Origin of the sequence: Sphaerisporangium sp. NPDC088356 (genome assembly GCF_040685555.1) — a bacterium.
Taxonomy (GTDB): Bacteria; Actinomycetota; Actinomycetes; order Streptosporangiales; family Streptosporangiaceae; genus Sphaerisporangium.
This window is the reverse complement of the sequence record NZ_JBFBIK010000026.1, coordinates 39819-56720: the sequence shown is the minus strand read 5'-3', so window position 1 is coordinate 56720 and position 16902 is coordinate 39819. Positions and strand designations below refer to the sequence as shown.

Annotated in this window: 11 protein-coding genes; 7 read left to right on the top strand and 4 right to left on the bottom strand. The window is 72.3% G+C overall.

Features of this window, described 5'->3' with window-relative positions; genetic code table 11:
• Positions 1-24 precede the first annotated feature (24 nt).
• The gene (locus tag AB0O34_RS12980; protein ID WP_363915548.1) at positions 25-1620 is read left to right on the top strand and encodes an FAD-binding oxidoreductase; all 1596 of its coding nucleotides are present in this window, start codon (positions 25-27) and stop codon (positions 1618-1620) included.
• Between the two features lie 94 nt (positions 1621-1714).
• A complete protein-coding gene (locus AB0O34_RS12975; RefSeq protein WP_363915529.1) occupies positions 1715-3295 on the top strand; it encodes a metallophosphoesterase in 1581 nt (526 codons plus the stop codon).
• On the opposite strand, the gene AB0O34_RS12970 is transcribed toward AB0O34_RS12975, so the two are convergent.
• From AB0O34_RS12970 to AB0O34_RS12955, 4 genes are all read right to left on the bottom strand, one after another.
• Complete coding sequence (locus tag AB0O34_RS12970; protein ID WP_363915528.1) at positions 3296-5749, bottom strand: protein kinase; 2454 nt, start codon at positions 5747-5749, stop codon at positions 3296-3298. It lies immediately after the preceding gene.
• 175 nt (positions 5750-5924) lie between these two features.
• Positions 5925-7307, bottom strand: coding sequence for a DUF1116 domain-containing protein (locus AB0O34_RS12965; protein WP_363915527.1), 1383 nt, complete (start codon positions 7305-7307; stop codon positions 5925-5927).
• Positions 7304-8683, bottom strand: coding sequence for an FdrA family protein (locus AB0O34_RS12960; RefSeq protein WP_363915547.1), 1380 nt, complete (start codon positions 8681-8683; stop codon positions 7304-7306). The genes AB0O34_RS12965 and AB0O34_RS12960 overlap by 4 nt, the downstream gene beginning before the upstream one ends.
• Before the next feature lie 92 nt (positions 8684-8775).
• Positions 8776-9672: a DUF2877 domain-containing protein gene (locus AB0O34_RS12955; protein WP_363915526.1), complete on the bottom strand. Its 897-nt coding sequence runs from the start codon at positions 9670-9672 to the stop codon at positions 8776-8778.
• A gap of 155 nt (positions 9673-9827) precedes the next feature.
• Between AB0O34_RS12955 and AB0O34_RS12950 the strand changes: the two genes are divergently transcribed.
• From AB0O34_RS12950 to cutA, 5 genes are all read left to right on the top strand, one after another.
• Positions 9828-11393, top strand: coding sequence for a PucR family transcriptional regulator ligand-binding domain-containing protein (locus AB0O34_RS12950; RefSeq protein ID WP_363915525.1), 1566 nt, complete (start codon positions 9828-9830; stop codon positions 11391-11393).
• Between the two features lie 281 nt (positions 11394-11674).
• Positions 11675-13051: a solute carrier family 23 protein gene (locus AB0O34_RS12945; RefSeq protein WP_363915524.1), complete on the top strand. Its 1377-nt coding sequence runs from the start codon at positions 11675-11677 to the stop codon at positions 13049-13051.
• Positions 13048-13944, top strand: a complete 897-nt coding sequence (locus AB0O34_RS12940; protein WP_363915523.1) for an FAD binding domain-containing protein — start codon at positions 13048-13050, stop codon at positions 13942-13944. Before AB0O34_RS12945 ends, AB0O34_RS12940 begins: the two co-directional genes overlap by 4 nt.
• A complete protein-coding gene (locus AB0O34_RS12935; protein WP_363915522.1) occupies positions 13937-14425 on the top strand; it encodes a (2Fe-2S)-binding protein in 489 nt (162 codons plus the stop codon). Before AB0O34_RS12940 ends, AB0O34_RS12935 begins: the two co-directional genes overlap by 8 nt.
• Positions 14422-16812 (top strand): aerobic carbon-monoxide dehydrogenase large subunit, encoded by a 2391-nt coding sequence (gene cutA, locus AB0O34_RS12930; RefSeq protein WP_363915521.1) that lies wholly within the window; start codon positions 14422-14424, stop codon positions 16810-16812. The genes AB0O34_RS12935 and cutA overlap by 4 nt, the downstream gene beginning before the upstream one ends.
• Positions 16813-16902 lie beyond the last annotated feature (90 nt).

Sequence of the window (16902 nt, the reverse complement as noted above, 5' to 3'; positions counted from 1 at the left end):
ACTCCCGACACCGCCGCGGAACCGATGCTCTGGTCGGGCTGGGGCGATCCCGCCAAGGCCGCCGAGCTGCCCGAATCCGTCCGCAAGCTGCTGCGCGAGCTGCTCGGCGTGCGCGAGCCCGCGCGGCCCGCCGCGAGCTTCGGAGAGGTCAGGCTGCGCGCCGCCGCCCTGTCCCCGCTGATCCTGGCCGATCTCCGCAGGGCCGTCGGCGGGGAGCACGTCCGCGTCGACGACGACGCCAGGATCCGCCACACCCGGGGGAAGTCCACGCCCGACCTGCTGCGCATGCGCGACGGCGACGGCTCCGACGCCCCGGACGCGGTGCTGCTGCCCGGCTCGCACGACGAGGTGCTCGAGGTGCTCCGCATCTGCGCCCACCACCGGGTCGCGGTCGTGCCCTTCGGAGGCGGCACCTCGGTCGTCGGCGGCCTCGTGGCCTCCCGGCAGGGCTTCGCCGGCGTGGTCGCCCTCGACATGGCCCGGCTCAACCGGCTCATCTCGGTGGACACCGAGTCCATGGTCGCCGAGCTGGAGGCCGGCCTGCGCGCCCCGCAGGCCGAGCAGCTCCTCGCCAGGCACGGGCTGACCCTCGGGCACTTCCCCCAGTCCTACGAGTACGCCACCCTGGGTGGCTTCGCGGCGGCGCGGTCGAGCGGCCAGGCGTCGGCAGGGTTCGGCCGCTTCGACGACATGGTGGTGGGCGTGACCGTGGCCACCCCGAGCGGCACGCTGGAGTCCGGCCGCGCGCCGAAGTCCGCCGCGGGGCCGGATCTGCGGCAGCTCGTCCTCGGCTCGGAGGGTGCCTTCGGCGTCGTCACCTCGATGCGGCTGCGGGTGCGGCGGGCGCCGGCCGAGAAGGTGTACGAGGGCTGGCGCTTCGGGTCGTTCAGTGCCGGGACGGCGGCGCTGCGGCGCGTGGCGCAGGAGGGGCCGCTCCCGACGGTGCTGCGCCTGTCCGACGAGACCGAGACCATGGTGGGCCTCGCCAAGCCGGGGGAGATCGGCGGGGTCCGGCCCGACGCCGGATGTCTCGCCGTCGTCGGGTACGAGGGCGAGGCCGGCGACGTCGCCTACCGGCGCGAGCGCACCGCCGAGACCCTGTCGGGGCTGGGCGGCGTCTACCTCGGCCCCGAGCCCGGCGAGGCGTGGTCCCACGGCCGCTTCAGCGCCCCGTACCTCCGCGACGCGCTGCTGTCCGCGGGGGCGACCGTGGAGACGCTGGAGACGGCCTGCTTCTGGTCGGGCATCCCGAGGCTCTACGACGCCGTGCGGCTGGTGCTCAGCGTGGCCCTCGCGCCCGCGGACCTGTCCGGGCCGGGCGGCCCGCCGCTGGTGATGTGCCACCTGTCGCACGTGTACGGGACGGGCGCGTCGCTGTACTTCACCGTGGTGGCCTCCCAGACCGCGGACCCCCTCGGGCAGTGGGACACCGCCAAGCGGGCGGTCAACGAGGCCATCGGGCTGGCGGGCGGCACGATCTCGCACCACCACGGCGTCGGCAGGGACCACAAGACGGCCTACGCCGCCGAGATCGGCGAGCTCGGGGTCGAGATCCTTCGCGCGGTCAAGGAGCGCCTCGACCCGGCCGGCATCCTCAATCCGGGCGTCCTGATCCCCTGATCGCGTGGTCTGGGCGGCGGGGGAGTGAAACGTCCGGGAGACCCGATTGGTGAGTCGGCGTGCGATCCATCAAGATCGTGGCAAAGATAGGGTCATGGTCGATGTGGAGCGGGCAGCCGCGCGTGGGAAGCGGGTCTCGTCGCGGGTGTCCGAGGAGGGCGCCGGATGGTCCTGCCAGGAGATGGGCACGTTCCAGAAGCTGCGCCCGAACGAGGAGAGCTTCTCCTGGCTGACGGTGAAGACCCTGCTGCGCTCGCGCAACGAGATCCTCGCCCAGCTCTTCGGCGACCCGTCCAACGAGGTGCGCCGGCGGTGGATGGCGGCCCGCGAAGGCGTCGACCCCGATTTCCGGATAAAGCCTGATCTGGGTGCTGAGTACAGCTTCCTGATCGTCGGCGACACCGGCGAGGGCGACGCCTCGCAGTACGCCGTGGTGCCCGGCCTGCTCACCATCGGCGCCGGCACCGCCTTCGCGATCGTCGCGAGCGACGTCATCTACCCCACGGGCTCGGGCAACGAGTACGACGACAAGTTCTTCCGCCCCTACAAGGATTATCCCGCCCCGATCTACGCCGTCCCGGGCAACCACGACTGGTACGACGGGCTCGGCGGGTTCATGCGCGTCTTCTGCGACGCGCCCGCGCTGGAGGTGAAGCGCCAGGGGTTCTCGCTGTCGCCCGCGGGTGTGCGGGGCCTGTTCTGGACCAAGCCCGAGACGATCGACGAGCCCCGCCTCGCCCAGGCCCGCGCCAGGCGGTCGCGGCCCGAGCAGCGGGCGGCGCAGCCCGCGCCGTACTGGGTGATCGACCTGCCAGGCCTGCTGCTGGTGGGCATCGACACCGGCATCCGCGGCACCATCGACCGCGACCAGGGGGCGTGGTTGCGCCGGGTGTCCGCCGATCCCCGCCCCAAGGTGCTGATCACGGGCAAGCCGATCTACGACCGCAACGACTACCACCCGTGCCCGATCGAGGACGGCGGCACGGTCGACGACATCGTCAGGGACCCGGCGAACAACTACGTCGCCGCCATCGGCGGCGACACCCACAACTACCAGCGCTACCCGGTCGAGGTGGGCGGCCGGATCATCCAGTACATCGTGTCCGGCGGCGGCGGGGCGTTCATGCACGCCACGCACACGATCCCCCGCGTCGACGTCGGAGGCGTGCGCGAGGACGACTTCAAGTGTTATCCGCTGAGAGGTGACTCGCTGTCGTTCTACAGCAACCTCTACCGCTCGCGGCTCCGCATGCCGTGGCTCTACCTCACGCCCGACCAGGGCCTCGTGCTGATGTCCAGGCACATCGGCAACACCCCGCCGCGCCCCGTCGGCACGGGCGACGGCACGGCCGGGGCGGCGGGCGCGGACGGCTCCGAGCCCACCGCGCCCGGTGAGCCCGTGAAGATCACGACGCGCATGAAGTGGGCGGCCCGGATCCTCGGCGGCCGGCCCATGCCGTTCCGCCTGCCGGTGGGGCGCACCTTCCACCGCTGGTTCTCCGAGCTGTCCGACTGGGACACCCCGCCCTTCTTCAAGAGCTTCCTGCACGTCTCGGTGCAGGACGGCACCCTGCGGATCCGCTGCTTCGCGGCCACCGGCTGCCGTCCCCAGGAGATCGAGCCCCCGATGGAGGACGAGGTGGCGATCCCCCTCGGCCCGCCGAGCGGCGGGTGATCAGGAAGCGGGCTTGAAGCTGCTCCACAGGACGGCCATCGTCTGGCGGTTGTCCGCCTGGTCCCACTCGGCGTCGGGCGCGGTGAACGTCACCTCGAAGGCCGTCTTGCCGTCGATGGCGATGTGCCGGGTGACGGCGTGCGTGGTCACGTTGTTCAGAGCGGTGTAGGTGTACTCCCAGACGCTCGCCTGCCACTTGCCGTTCCCGAAGGTGGAGGACTCCAGCCTGACCTGGGCGTAGTCGGTGAGCGTGGCCTCGTCCTTGGCCTTGGTCAGCGCGGTCAGGCCGTCGTCGCCGGTGGAGGGCACCTTCTTGATCTGGATGCGCCGCCCGGAGCTCTTCGGGCCGAGGTAGGTCACCGCTTCGCCCGAGATGGACGCCGTCCAGTCCTTGGGAACCGCGACCGACGCGCCCGCCGCCGTGTGCGTGCGGAAGTTCGCCGGGATCGCCGTGGGAACGGCCTGGTCGTCGGGGGCCGAGGACTCCGGCGAGGACTGCACGGCGGAGGGCGGACCTTCGGTGGCGGCAATCGGGGTGGCGACGTTGTCCTGCGACGGCGAGCCCGAGGGCCACAGCACGAACAGCAGGGCGGCCACCACGCCGACGACCCCCACACCGGCCAGGATGAGCATGACGGGGGAGCGGCCCTCGCGGGCGTCGTCCTCCGGCTCCGCCGTTCCGCGGCGGCGCGTACGGGGATCCGGTTCCTCCTCGCGCGTGCCCCGGCCGCCGCCCCTGTGGTCCGGACCGGCGAACGGATCGCCCTGGAGGTCTTTTGCGAGCTTGTCGGCCAGGTTCGAGGGGGGGCTCGCCGGCCACACGCGGGATCCGGGCGTCCCCGCCACCAGCGAATCGCGGGCGGAGTGGGCCCCACCGGGCGTGTCGAACGGTTGGTGCGGCTGGGGACCGGAGGTGCTCTTGAGGGCGTCGTAGAGGTTCGACCGGGTGCCGGGCGACCTGTTCTGCCCCTCGTAGGGCATCGGCTGCGGCCCCGAGGGGCTGCGCAGAGCGTCGTACGGGTCGGCCGGCTGTGCTCCCGAGGGGCCGTGCAGCGCGTCATGCGGCGCGGGCTGGGGACCTGAAGGGCTCCGGAACGCCTCGAACGGGCTTGGCTGCGGTCCCGACGGGCTGCGCAGAGCGTCGTACGGGTTGACCGGCTGCGATCCTGAGGGGCTGCGTAAGGCGTCGTACGGGTTGACCGGCTGGGGCGCCGAGGGGCTGCCCAGCGCGTCGTAGGGGTTGACCGGCAGGGGCCCCGACGGGCTGCGCAGCGCGTCGTACGGGTTCGCCGGCTGCGAACCCGAGGGGCCGTCCAGCGCGTCGTACCCCGCCGGTGCTCCGTAGGGCGTGCCGTGCGAGCCGGTGGACGAGCCGCCGCCCCGCGGGCGGAACGGATCGGCGGTGCCCGCGGACTGGTCGGCGGAGTCCGGGTCGAAGGGGATGCGCACGGGTCCTGAGGGCGTCTCGATGATGCGTGACGGCATCGGTCCCGACGGCGGATCGAGCGGAGGGAGCATGCGCACCGGCGTGGAGTCGGCCTGCGTGGGCAGGGGAGTGGAGACGTGACGGTCGCCGAGGAGCGCGAGCCCCGACCCGTGGGTGCGCAGCACCCGTTCCAGCAGCTCGGCGGCTTGGGCGGCAGGCATCCTGTCGGCGGGGTTCTTACGCAGCAGGCCCTCGATGACCGGCAGCAGGGCTCCGGCGCGTTGCGGGCGGTTGGGCTCCTGGGTCAGCACCGCGCCGAGGACGGCCACAGCGTCCGGCCCCTCGTACGGCGGGCGGCCCTCGACGGCGGCGTACAGCGTCGCGCCGTAGGACCACAGATCGGCCGCGTGGGTGATCGGGCGGCCCTGGAGCCGCTCCGGCGGGATGTAGGCGGGCGAGCCCATGAGAAGGCCCGTCTGGGTGATGGTGACATCACCTTCTATCGCCGCGATGCCGAAGTCGGTGAGCACCACACGGTCGGCGGTGAGCAGCACGTTGCCGGGCTTGACGTCGCGGTGCAGGATGCCGGCGGCGTGGGCGTGCCGGAGCGCGTCGAGCACGCGGACGCCGATCTCGGCGGCCTGGACCACGGGCAGCGGCCCGCTCTGCCGCACGGCCTGCTCCAGCGACCAGGCGCGGACCAGCTCCATGACGATCCAGGGGCGGCCGTCCTCCTCGACGACGTCGTGGACGGTGACGATGCCCGGATGGCTGAGCCGCGCGGCGGACCTGGCCTCGCGCAGCATGCGCCGGTGGGCGACCTGCTTGCCCGCCTGGTCGAGGCCGAAGGGCAGGATCAGCTCCTTGACCGCGACGTCACGGTCGAGCAGCACGTCATGGGCATGCCAGACCATGCCCATGCCACCACGGCCGACCGGTGAGAGCAGGCGGTAGCGCCGGCCCACGAGCCGTCCCTGACCCTCTGGCGCGACCCCGGCGTCGCCCAAGGGGCTCTTACCCTCGGTCATGGAGGGCGCCCTCCCGAGCGCGCGATCGGTCGTCATACCGCGGTCCCCAATTCACGCTCGTCCGCGTCATTTCCCCATTTTGTGGATCTTGCATGGATCATGTGCGTCGTCAAGACGGTGAGGCTGGCCACTGATATTAGGGTCAAAGCCGGGTCAAAGGGAATTCGGTCTTTTTTTACGTATCGGCGAGCGCGGCCAGGGCCGAGGTGAACGCTTCGGCGGGAGGGCTGACCAGACCCGCGCCGACCTGCCCGGTTCCCGCCACGCGGCCCGCGATGCCGGTGTTGACGACCGGAAGCTGCCCCGTCCTCGCGATCAGCGCGAGGTCGATGCCCGTCGGCGTGCCCCTGAAGCCGAGCCCGGGGATCTGGTAGGCCGGATGCTCGGCCAGCGTGATCTCGTACATGGACCGGGTCGCGGCGATGGCGTCCGACACGTCACCCCCGACGAACCGGACGATCGCCGGCGCGGCGGCCATGGCGAACCCGCCCAGGCCGGACGTCTCGGTGATCGTGGAGTCGCCGATGTCGGGGTTGGCGTCGTCCGGACCGTACGCGCCCAGGTAGAGGCCGTCGGGAACCCCGGCAGGGCCGGTGAACCACCGGTCGCCGAGCCCGGAGACCTGGATGCCGAAGTCGGTGCCGTTGCGCGCCATGGCGACCACCAGTGAGGACCCGGGAACGTCCCTGGCGGCGTCCGCGCTGACCTTCCCCGCCGCCATCCCCGCGTTCAGGAAGAAGTGGTCGTTGCCGTTGATGAAGCGCAGGACGGCGGCGGCGTGCTCCGGCGACGCCTCCACGATCGCCGGGGCGATCTCGCGGACCATGAGGGATGTGGCAGCGCGGTTACGGTTGTGTAGCTCGTCGCCCATCTGGAGCGCCTGGGCGATCAGCGACCGCAGGTCCATCGGGCCGCTGACGGCCAGGGCCCCCGCGAGCACCGGCCCGAGCACCTCGCCCATCCAGCGCAGCCGCTCGACCACCTCCGGCCCGTAGGCGCCGTACCGCAGCACCTTGCCCAGGCCCTCGTTGAGCGAGCAGTACGCGGTGCCGCCGTGCTCGCCGTCGACGACCTCGAACATCCACATCGACGGGCTCACCACCCCGGCCATCGGCCCGACGGTGCGGTGGTGGTGGCAGGAGTCGAGCTTCACGCTTCCGGAGACCAGCAGGCGCTCGGCCTCCTCGGCGTCGGCCGCCAGGCCCTCGAAGAGCGCGGCCCCGATGAGCGCTCCCCGCATCGGCCCGGAGGCCCGCTCCCAGTCGATGGGAGGCCCGGCGTGGAAGAAGGTGCGCTCGGGCAGGTCGAGCACGTCGCGCGCGGGCCTCACCCCGACGAGCTGCGGGCGGGCGGAGAGCAGCCGGCCCACGGCCACCTCGTTCGCGCGCTGCCGGGCCGGGTCGGCCAGCACCTTGGCCAGGGCGGCGGAGGTGCCCGGGAGCGGGGGCCGCCAGTCGACCCCGAGGCGCGGCACGGCCTGCTGGTCGAGCGCTTCGGCGAGCACGGCGGCACCGGCGGTGATCACGCGGGGCTCGCCGTCGAGCATGGACAACCTCACAGGGCACTCCCGATCAGGCTCGCGGCGTGCCTGGCGGCGGCCGCGTTGGAGGTGAACACCGACGCTCCGGCCGTCACCAGGGCGTCCGCCTGCCGGCGCATGCCCTGCGGGTCGGACTCGGTGCCGACCAGGGCCACCACCACGGCCGTACCCCGCTCGCACGCCTCGCGGACCGCGGGCGCGAGCCGGGCCGAGGGGTCGGGTTCGGCGGCGTGGCCGAGCACGACGTCGAGCAGCGCGACGCCGGAGGCCCGCCCGAGCGCCTCCAGGCGCAGGGTCGGGTCGATCATCGGATGGGCGCGGCCCCGGGTGTACTCGTCGTCGCCGAAGTCGGTGAACGCGCCGGACCCCGCGATGATGCGCGCCTCGGTGCACAGCGTGCCGCCGGAGTAGAGCCCGGACAGTTCGGCGGAGGGCGCCGCCCGCTGCGGGACCGGCCACGAGGGCCACTCGGGCACGTCAAGGCCGAGGGCGCGCAGGGCCTTCTCGGCGGCCGAGGTCAGGTCGTCCTGCCCGGGCCCGAGCAGGGCGGTGACGACCGGCGTCGCGAGGCCCTCGACGGCCCGGCGCACGACTTCGGCGACCTCGGGGGCCGGCGGCTTGGAGATCAGCACGATGAGCTCGGTGGCCGGGTCGGCGTCCAGGGCCGCGAGGGCCACCAGCGTGGACCGGCCGCCCACGGCCGCCGACAGGTCTCTGCCGCCGACGCCAAGGACGTGGCTCACCCCGGCGCCGGCGTGGTCGAGCAGGCAGGTCACCTGCTGGGCGCCGGTGCCCGAGGCGGCCACCACGCCCACGCGCCCCGGGCGCAGGACGTTGGCGAATCCCAGCCCCGCGCCGCCCACGACCGCCGTGCCGCAGTCGGGGCCCATCACCAGCACGCCCCGCTCGCTCGCCCGCTCCTTGAGCAGTACCTCCTGCTCCACGGGGATGTTGTCACTGAAGATCATCACAGAGAGCCCGGCGTCGATCGCGTCCATCGCCTCCGCGAAGGCGTGCTCGCCGGGCACCGACACCAGCGCCAGCGAGGCATCCCAGGCCCTCGCGGCGGCCCGGGTCGTACGAGGCGGGCTCTCGGCGTGCGCGCCTCCCGAGCCTCCACCCCTCGCCAGAGCGGCGAACTGCCGGTCGAGCTCCTCGGCGCCGTCCTTCAGCGCCGCGTCGGAATCGGCCCTGATGGCGACGAGCAGGTCGGACGGCCCGGTCTCGGGTATCTCGAACCCGACCTCCCTGGCCAGCCCGAGATTCAGCTCGGTCGCCATGGCCACCACCGCGACGGTGACGCCCGGGCGGGAGCTCAGCGCCTGGCTGATCCGCATCAGGCTCACCGAGTCGTGATAGACCCCGGCGCGTACCTCCACCAGATCGCTAGTCATGGTCAACGGTCGCTCACCGCCCCTCGTAAGAAGTCCGCTCACATGTCGATCATCGCCCACCGCGTCGCCCGCGGGAGCGCATACCTGGGAGTTCACCTGGCCGTTCGTAAACTCCGGCCGAGCGCGACGACCGCGGACACACCGGTACGCAGGCCCCAGGCGAGGTCGGCGCCGGAGGTGTGGCCGAGCCGGAGCAGGCGGTGCACGGCGGGTTCGAGCGGCTGGTGGCCGGCGATCCCTCGCAGCACCGCGAGCGCGTCGGCGCAGGCCTGGCCCTGGGCGGCGCAGTGCAGCAGCGTCGCCGAGATCGGGGTGGTGCGCGTGCGGGCGTCGAACGCCACGGTCGCGGCGAGCCAGTCGGCCAGCCACACGGCCCTGCTCACGCCCGCCGCCCTGCCGATCTGGCGCAGCGCGACCAGCACGCCCGCCAGCATGTCGTCGCCGCTGGGCGTCAGGCCGGGGCCGAGGCCCATCAGCTGCTCGGTGGCGGTGATGGCCGCCGTGAGCGACCCACGGGCGCAGCCCTCGGCGAGCAGCGCCCCGGCGCCGCCGTCGGCCAGCCCCGGCCTGCGGGCCGAGGCCGCGCAGACCACGCCGAGCCGGGGAAGCACCTGCTCCAGCCGTGAGAGCTCGACGGGCCCGAGCGAGGGCGCGGGATCCCACCAGCGGCGGACGCGGACGGTCAGCCGGCCGATCTCGATGCACCCGTCGCCGACCGCGGCCTCGTCTCCCGGCGCCGTCACTGGCAGCGGGTCGCTCAGCACGACGGCGTTGGGCAGCCGCGTCGCCTCGCCGGTGACGACCGCCACGACGGACGGCTCGACGTCGGTGCGGATCTCCAGGTAGACGCCCAGCGGGAACACCGCCAGCACCCGTGCGGGCCGCCGCGGCGACTCGAGCGCCGGGCGCAGCGCGGTGCTCGCGGCGCCGAACGCCTTGGCGTCCCCCGGCGCGCGGTGTTGGATCCGTGTACGCGTCCCCAGTGTCACTCGGCCTCCCGCGAGTCTGGGGGAACCGTAGAACGGTCCTGGAGATCGGCCGTACGGAGAAAGATGCCAACAGTTCTCCAAGGAGTTGGCTCTTGTTGACAGACGCCCTGTTCCGTCAGAATCTCTGAAACGACGTTCCACCCTGGAGCAGCACCATGACAGCTGACCCATCACCCCCGGCGATGCGTTTGGCCTCCACGGGCACCATCATTCACGGCGTGTCCGTGGGTGAGGTCCTCGGCGTCTCCACACTGGCGGGAGCCCGGCTGATCGGCGGCAGGACCGGCCTCGACCGCATCGTCCAGCGACTCAACGTCATGGAGGTGCCCGACATCCTCGCGTGGGTGAAGCCCCACGAACTGCTGCTCACCACGGGATACCCGCTGAGGAACACCCCGCAGTCCCTCGGACGGCTCGTCACCGACCTCGACGAGCGCGGCCTCGCGGCGCTCGGCATCAAGCTCGGCAGATACGTCGACGAGTTGCCGGCCGAGATGGTGGAGCAGGCCGACCGGCTCGGCTTCCCCCTGATCCTGCTGCCCAACGACGTCGGCTTCGACGACATCCTCAACCAGGTGCTCACCGACATCCTCAACCGGCAGGCCGCGCTGCTCGCCCGCACCGAGGAGGCCCACAGGGCTCTCGTGCAGATCGTGCTGGCGGGCGGCGGGCTGCGCGAGGTCGTCGCCGAGGTGGCGGGGCTCCTGGACGTGGCCGTGGCCGTGGTCGACCCCGCCGGGCACGTGCTCGAATCCGCCGGCGACACTACCCTGCTGCGGGCCGCCCCCGCGGTCTCCGGCGGCGACTACACGGTCGTCCCCGTCGTCGCGGGCGGCCACCACCACGGGCGCATCGTCGCCCACAGCCCCGGCGGCGCCATCCAGGCCGGCGACATCGGCATCTTGGAACGTGCCGCCACGGTGGCGGCCCTGGTGGTGACCCGGCAGGAGGCCGTCGCCGCCGTCGAGAGCAAGTATCGTGCCGACTTCCTGCGCGACGTCCTCACCGGCAGGGGCGGGACCCGGGTGGCGTCCCGCGCCCGGGCCTTCGGGTGGGATCTCGAACGGCCCGTCGGCGTGCTCGTCGCCGAGATCGACCCCGAGTGGGACATCCCCCCCGACCGGCTGCTCACCGCGTGGGTCACCGCGCTGCGCCGCCACGACCCGCGCGGCGCCGTGGCGGGCTTCTCCCACGAGGTGGTCGCCATCGTCGGATCGGGCGTCGACATGACCCGGCTGGCCAAGGACGCGGTGGCGGCCTTCGCCGACTGCCGGCCCGCCACCTTCTCCACCGGCATGAGCAGGGTCGCGCAGGGCGCCGAGCTCCTGCCCGATGCCTACGGCCAGGCGCTGAAGGCGGCCAGGGTGGGCCGGCAGCTCCACGGGGCCGGCGCGGTCGCCCACTTCGACCAGCTCGGCGTCTACCGGCTCCTGTCGCTGGTCAACGACACCGCCGAGCTCCATGCGTTCGTGAAGGAGACGCTCGGGCCGCTGGCACTCGACGAGGACGCCGAGAACGCCGACCTGCGCCGCACGCTCCAGGTGCTGCTGGAGACCAACCTCAACGTGGCCGAGACCGCCCGCCGCCTGCACTTCCACTACAACACGCTGCGCTACCGCATCGGGAAGCTGGAACGCATGCTCGGCAACTTCACCGAGGACGCCCACCTGCGCCTCAACCTGACCCTGGCCCTGCACGTGCTCCGCATGCGCGGCATCTAGCCAGAGCTAACGGCGGGACGGAGGTGCCGGTGCGCAAGAGGACTGCTCCCGGGGCGGGCACGTTTGGCAGATCCTTACCATGTGGACGGCCCTTCACAGGTCTAATGTGCCCGCAACGGGAGAGGTCTTCCCATCGCTCATCGCGGGCGGGCGAGGTGTGCTCGCCCGGCGGCTATGCGCAGCACGAGAAAGACTGCAACGCGAACAGATAGCAATACGCCGCGGAGGTCCGCCTGCGGGGTGGCCACCGACCGCCCGGCCCGGTAAGTGAAGGGGCTCATATGGCCTTCGGATGGAAGTTGCACGGCGATGGGCGCGGTCTCGCTCCCGGGGAGGTGGTCAAGCCCGAAGAGCGGCTGAGCTGGCCGCGCATGGTCGGGTTCGGCGCGCAGCACGTCATCGCCATGTTCGGCGCGACGTTCGTGTTCCCTCTGGTGATGGGGCTGAACGCCAACCTGGCGATCATGATGTCCGGTGTCGCCACGATCCTGTTCCTGCTCATCGTGCAGGGAAAGATCCCGAGCTATCTGGGCACGTCCGCGTCGTTCGTCGGCGCCGTGGTCGCGATCCGCGCGGCCGGGGGCGACAGCGCCACGGTCACGGGCGCGATCCTGGTCGCCGGTGTCGTGCTGGCCCTTTGCGGCGTCGCGATCCACTACCTCGGCGTCCGGGTCATCAACAAGATCTTCCCGCCCGTCGTGACCGGCGCGGTGGTCATGCTCATCGGGTTCGGCCTCGCCTACGTCGTGTCCGACGTCTACTGGCCGCAGGACCAGTGGATCGCCCTGATCACCATGGTCGTCACCTTCGTCATCATCGTGGCCTTCAAGGGGTTCATCGGGCGCATCGGCATCCTGCTGGGCCTGGTCATCGGCTTCGTGCTGTCCTGGCTGGCCGACAAGGCCTTCGGGAACATCACGGCCTTCAACGCGGGCATCGGGAAGGTCGACACCCATCCCCGGGTGAACTTCCAGGCGGTCGCGGACGCGCCCTGGTTCGGCCTGCCGGAGTTCCACGCGCCGCAGTTCGCCGGGTCCGCCATCGTGCTGGTGCTCCCCGCCGTCATCGCCCTCATCGCCGAGAACGTCGGCCACGTGAAGGCCGTCGGCGAGATGACCGGCGCCGACGTCGACCCGTACATGGGCCGCGCGGTCTTCGCCGACGGCGTCGGCACGGTCGTGGCCACCGCGGTCGGCGGCTCGCCCACCACCACGTACGCCGAGAACATCGGCGTCATGGCGGCCACCCGGGTCTACTCCACGGCCGCCTACTACATCGCCGCCGTGGTCGCGATCGCGTTCGGCCTGATCCCCAAGTTCGGCGCGCTGGTCGCCGCTACGCCGGGCGGCGTGCTCGGTGGCATCACGGTCATCCTGTACGGCATGATCGGCCTGCTGGGCGCGAAGATCTGGATCGAGAACCGCGTCGACTTCTCCAACCCGGTGAACATGGTGCCGATCGGAGCGGGCATCATCCTCGCCATCGGGCCGGTGTCGCACCAGATCACCAAGGACTTCTCGCTGGCGGGCATCGCGCTCGGCACGATCGTGGTCCTCGGCGGCTACCACCTGCTGCGCGTGATCGCCGGGCGGTCGGGAACCACCGGCGAGCCCGGTCCCGCGCCGGCCCTCGTGGACGGGAGAGACAGCACTTCGTGAAGCCATCGGCGTTCGACTACCACGCGCCCCGCGACCTCGGCGAGACCCTTGAGGTCCTCGCCGGGGCCGGGGCGCACGGCAAGGTGCTGGCCGGCGGCCAGAGCCTGATCCCGCTTCTCAACATGCGGCTGGCCGCCCCGTCGCACCTGGTCGACATCAACAGGGTCGCCTCGCTCGACACCATCGCGGTGGAGGAGGGCGGCGTGCGGGTCGGGGCGCTGGCCAGGCACGCGGCCGTGGAGCGGTCCTCCGCCGCCGCGCGGGTCCAGCCCCTGCTCCGTGACGCGCTCAGGCTGGTCGCGCACCCGGTGATCCGCAACCGCGGCACCGTCGTCGGCAGCCTCGTGCACGCCGACCCCTCGGCCGAGCTGCCCGCCGTGCTGACCGTCCTCGACGGGTCGGTACGGCTGGCGCGGCACGGGACCCCCGAGCGCGACGTCCCGGCGGGCGAGTTCTTCACGGGCCCGATGGAGTCGGCGCTGGAGCCGGGCGAGCTGGCGGTCTCGGCGTTCTTCCCGTCGCTGCCCGCCCGCACAGGCACCGCCTTCTGCGAGGTCGCGCGCAGGCACGGCGACTACGCGATGGCGGGCGCCGCCGCCGTGGTGACCCTCGACGACGACCTGCGCATCGCCTCGGCGCGGGTGGCCTGCGTCAGCGTCGGCCCCGTGCCGGTCCTGCTCGACCTGTCGGAGGTGTGCGCCCACCGGCCCGCCGCCTCCGTCGACTGGGCCGCCGTGGCGCGAGCCGTACAGGACCGCATCGACCCCGACGGCGACATCCACGCGACGGCCGGCTACCGGCGGCACCTGACCGGGGTCCTCGCCGAGCGGGCGCTGCGCGTCGCCGCCCAGGAGGCCGCGGACGAGCGAGCTGGGGAGTACTCCAATGAGTGAAGCGCTGCACGAGATCTCGCTGACCGTCAACGGCGTCGTGCGCGAGGCCAAGGTGCCGGGCCGGCGGCTGCTGTCCGACTGCCTGCGCCGCGAGCTCGGCCTGACCGGCACCCACGTGGGCTGCGAGCACGGCGTCTGCGGGTGCTGCACGGTCCTGCTGGACGGCGCGCCGGTGCGGTCGTGCCTGACCTTCGCGGTCTCGGTGGACGGCCACGAGATCACCACCGTGGAGGGGCTGAGCGCGCCCGACGGCACGCTGTCGCCGGTGCAGCGGGCGTTCTCCGAATGCCACGCGCTGCAGTGCGGCTTCTGCACCCCGGGCTTCCTGTGCACGGCCACCGCCCTGCTGCGCGACAACCCCTCGCCCACCGACGACGAGGTGGTCGAGGGCATCTCGGGCAACCTGTGCCGCTGCACCGGGTACCAGAACATCGTCAAGGCGGTCCACCGCGCGGCCGAGCTGATGGGTGATGAGGCGTGACGACGAAGCTGTTCGGCGAGCGGGTCCAGCGCAGGGAGGACCTGCGGCTGATCACCGGGCAGGGCCGCTACGTCGACGACCTCGGGCGCGACGCGCTCGCCGCCGCGTTCGTGCGGTCGCCGCACGCGCACGCCCGCATCCGCGACATCGACGTGTCGGCCGCCGTGGAGGTGGACGGGCTGGTCGCGATCTACACCTGGGAGGACCTGCCCGAGCGGGTCCGCGACCCGCTGCCCCTGCTGATCCCGCACCCGGCGCTGACCCGCGGGCGCACCGCCTACCCTCTGGCCAGGGACATCGTCCGGCACGTTGGCGAGCCGGTGGTCATGGTCGTGGCGCGCGACCGTTACCTCGCCGAGGACGCCGCCGCCCTCATCGAGGTGGACTACGAGTTCCTCAAGCCGGTCGTCGGCATCGAGGAGGCAGCGCAGGGCGCCCACCTCGTCCACGAGGACGTTCCCGGCAACCTCGGCGCCCACCTCGTCCAGGAGGTGCCCTCGGAGCGGGGGCTTGGCGCGGCGGAGGCCATCGACGCGGCGCCGCACACGCTGTCGTTCCGGCTCGACTTCGAGCGCAGCGCGTCCATGCCGCTGGAGGGCCGGGGCGTCTACGCCCGGTGGGACGCGGACGACCGGTCGCTTCGCGTCTACTCTTCCACCCAGACCTCCACGAGCGTCCGCATGGCGATCGCTTCCAAGCTCGGCCTGCCGCTGCCCTCGGTGGAGGTGATCGCGCCGGACGTGGGCGGCGGGTTCGGCGTGAAGATCGTCCACCCCTGGCCGGAGGAGGTCCTCGTCCCCTGGGCGGCGATGCTGCTCGGCCAGGAGGTCAAGTGGACCGAGGACCGGCGCGAGCACTTCATCTCCTCGGCCCACGAACGGGCCCAGGTGCAGCACGTGCGCGTGGGCTTCGACGAGCGGGGCCGCGTCCTCGGTCTCGACGTCACGATCCTGCACGACCACGGCGCCTACACGCCGTACGGCATCATCGTGCCGATCATCACCGCCACCCAGCTTCTCGGGCCGTACCGCGTCGGCGCCTACCGCGTGGAGTTCTCCTCCATCTACACCAACACGGTGCAGGTCACCCCGTACCGGGGGGCGGGGCGCCCGCAGGGGGTCTTCTGCATGGAGCGCACGATGGACCGCATCGCGGCCCATCTCGGGCTCGACCGCACGGAGGTGCGCGCGGCCAACTTCATCCAGCCCGGCGACTTCCCCTACGACCAGGGGCTGATCTTCCAGGACGGCCGGCCGCTGATCTACGACAGCGGGGACTACCCAGAGTCGCTGCGGATGATCAAGGAGCTGATCGGCTGGGACGGCTTCGCGGAGCTGAAGGCGCGGGCCGCGGCCGAGGGACGCCGCATCGGCATCGGCCTCGGGTGCTACGTAGAGGGCACGGGCGTCGGCCCGTACGAGGGCGGCCACGTGCAGGTCACCTCCGACGGACGGGTGCACGTCTCGACCGGCCTGACCTCGCAGGGGCAGGGGCACGAGACGGTGTTCGCGCAGATCGCCGCCACCGAGCTCGGGGTGCCGCTGGAGAAGGTCTCGGTCGTCACGGGGGACACGCGGCGCTTCGGCTACGCCGTGGGCACCTTCGCCTCGCGCGCCGCCGTGATGAGCGGCAACGCGATCGCCCTGGCCTGCCGCAAGGTGCGCGACAAGGCGATACGCGTCGCCGCCGAGGCGCTGGAGGCCGATCCCCGCGACCTGGAGATCGAGGACGGGCTCGTCCGCGTGGTCGGCAACCCCGGGGCGTCCATCCCGCTCGCGACGGTGGCCGTGCTGTCCAACCCCCTGCGGTACGCCTTCGACGAGGAGACCAAGCGGGCCACGCAGTTCTCCGGTGAGGCCTCGATGGACCGGTCGCCCGTGGCGCAGGGCGAGGAGCCGGGGCTGGAAGGGCGCGACTACTACTCGCCCGTGCGCTCGACGTTCGCCTCCGGCATGCACGCGGCCATCGTCGAGACCGACCCGGACACCGCGGAGATCCACATCCTGCGGTACGCCGTCGTGCACGACTGCGGCAGGTTGATCAACCCGATGATCGTCGAAGGGCAGATCCACGGGGGAGTGGCGCAGGGCGTCGGCGGCGCGCTGTACGAGCGCATGGTCTACGACGGCCACGGTCAGCTGCTCAACGCCTCGTTCATGGACTTCCTGATGCCGTACGCCACGGAGGTGCCGTTCATCGAGACCGCTCACCTTGAGACGCCGTCGCCGCTGAACCCGCTCGGGATCAAGGGCGCGGGCGAGGCCGGGGTGATCCCCGTCTCGGCCGTCATCGCCTCCGCCATCGAGGACGCCGAGGGCATCACCATCGACCGGATGCCGATCTCCCCCTCGGAGCTCCACGAGCTGCGAGGTCTCGCCTCTTCCTGACCCGTCTATCTCCTGGAGGCCACTTTTCACCGGCCTGGCCGCCTGATCTCTGTGACCGTTCAGGGCGGTTGCTCTGCGTGTTGGTACTGC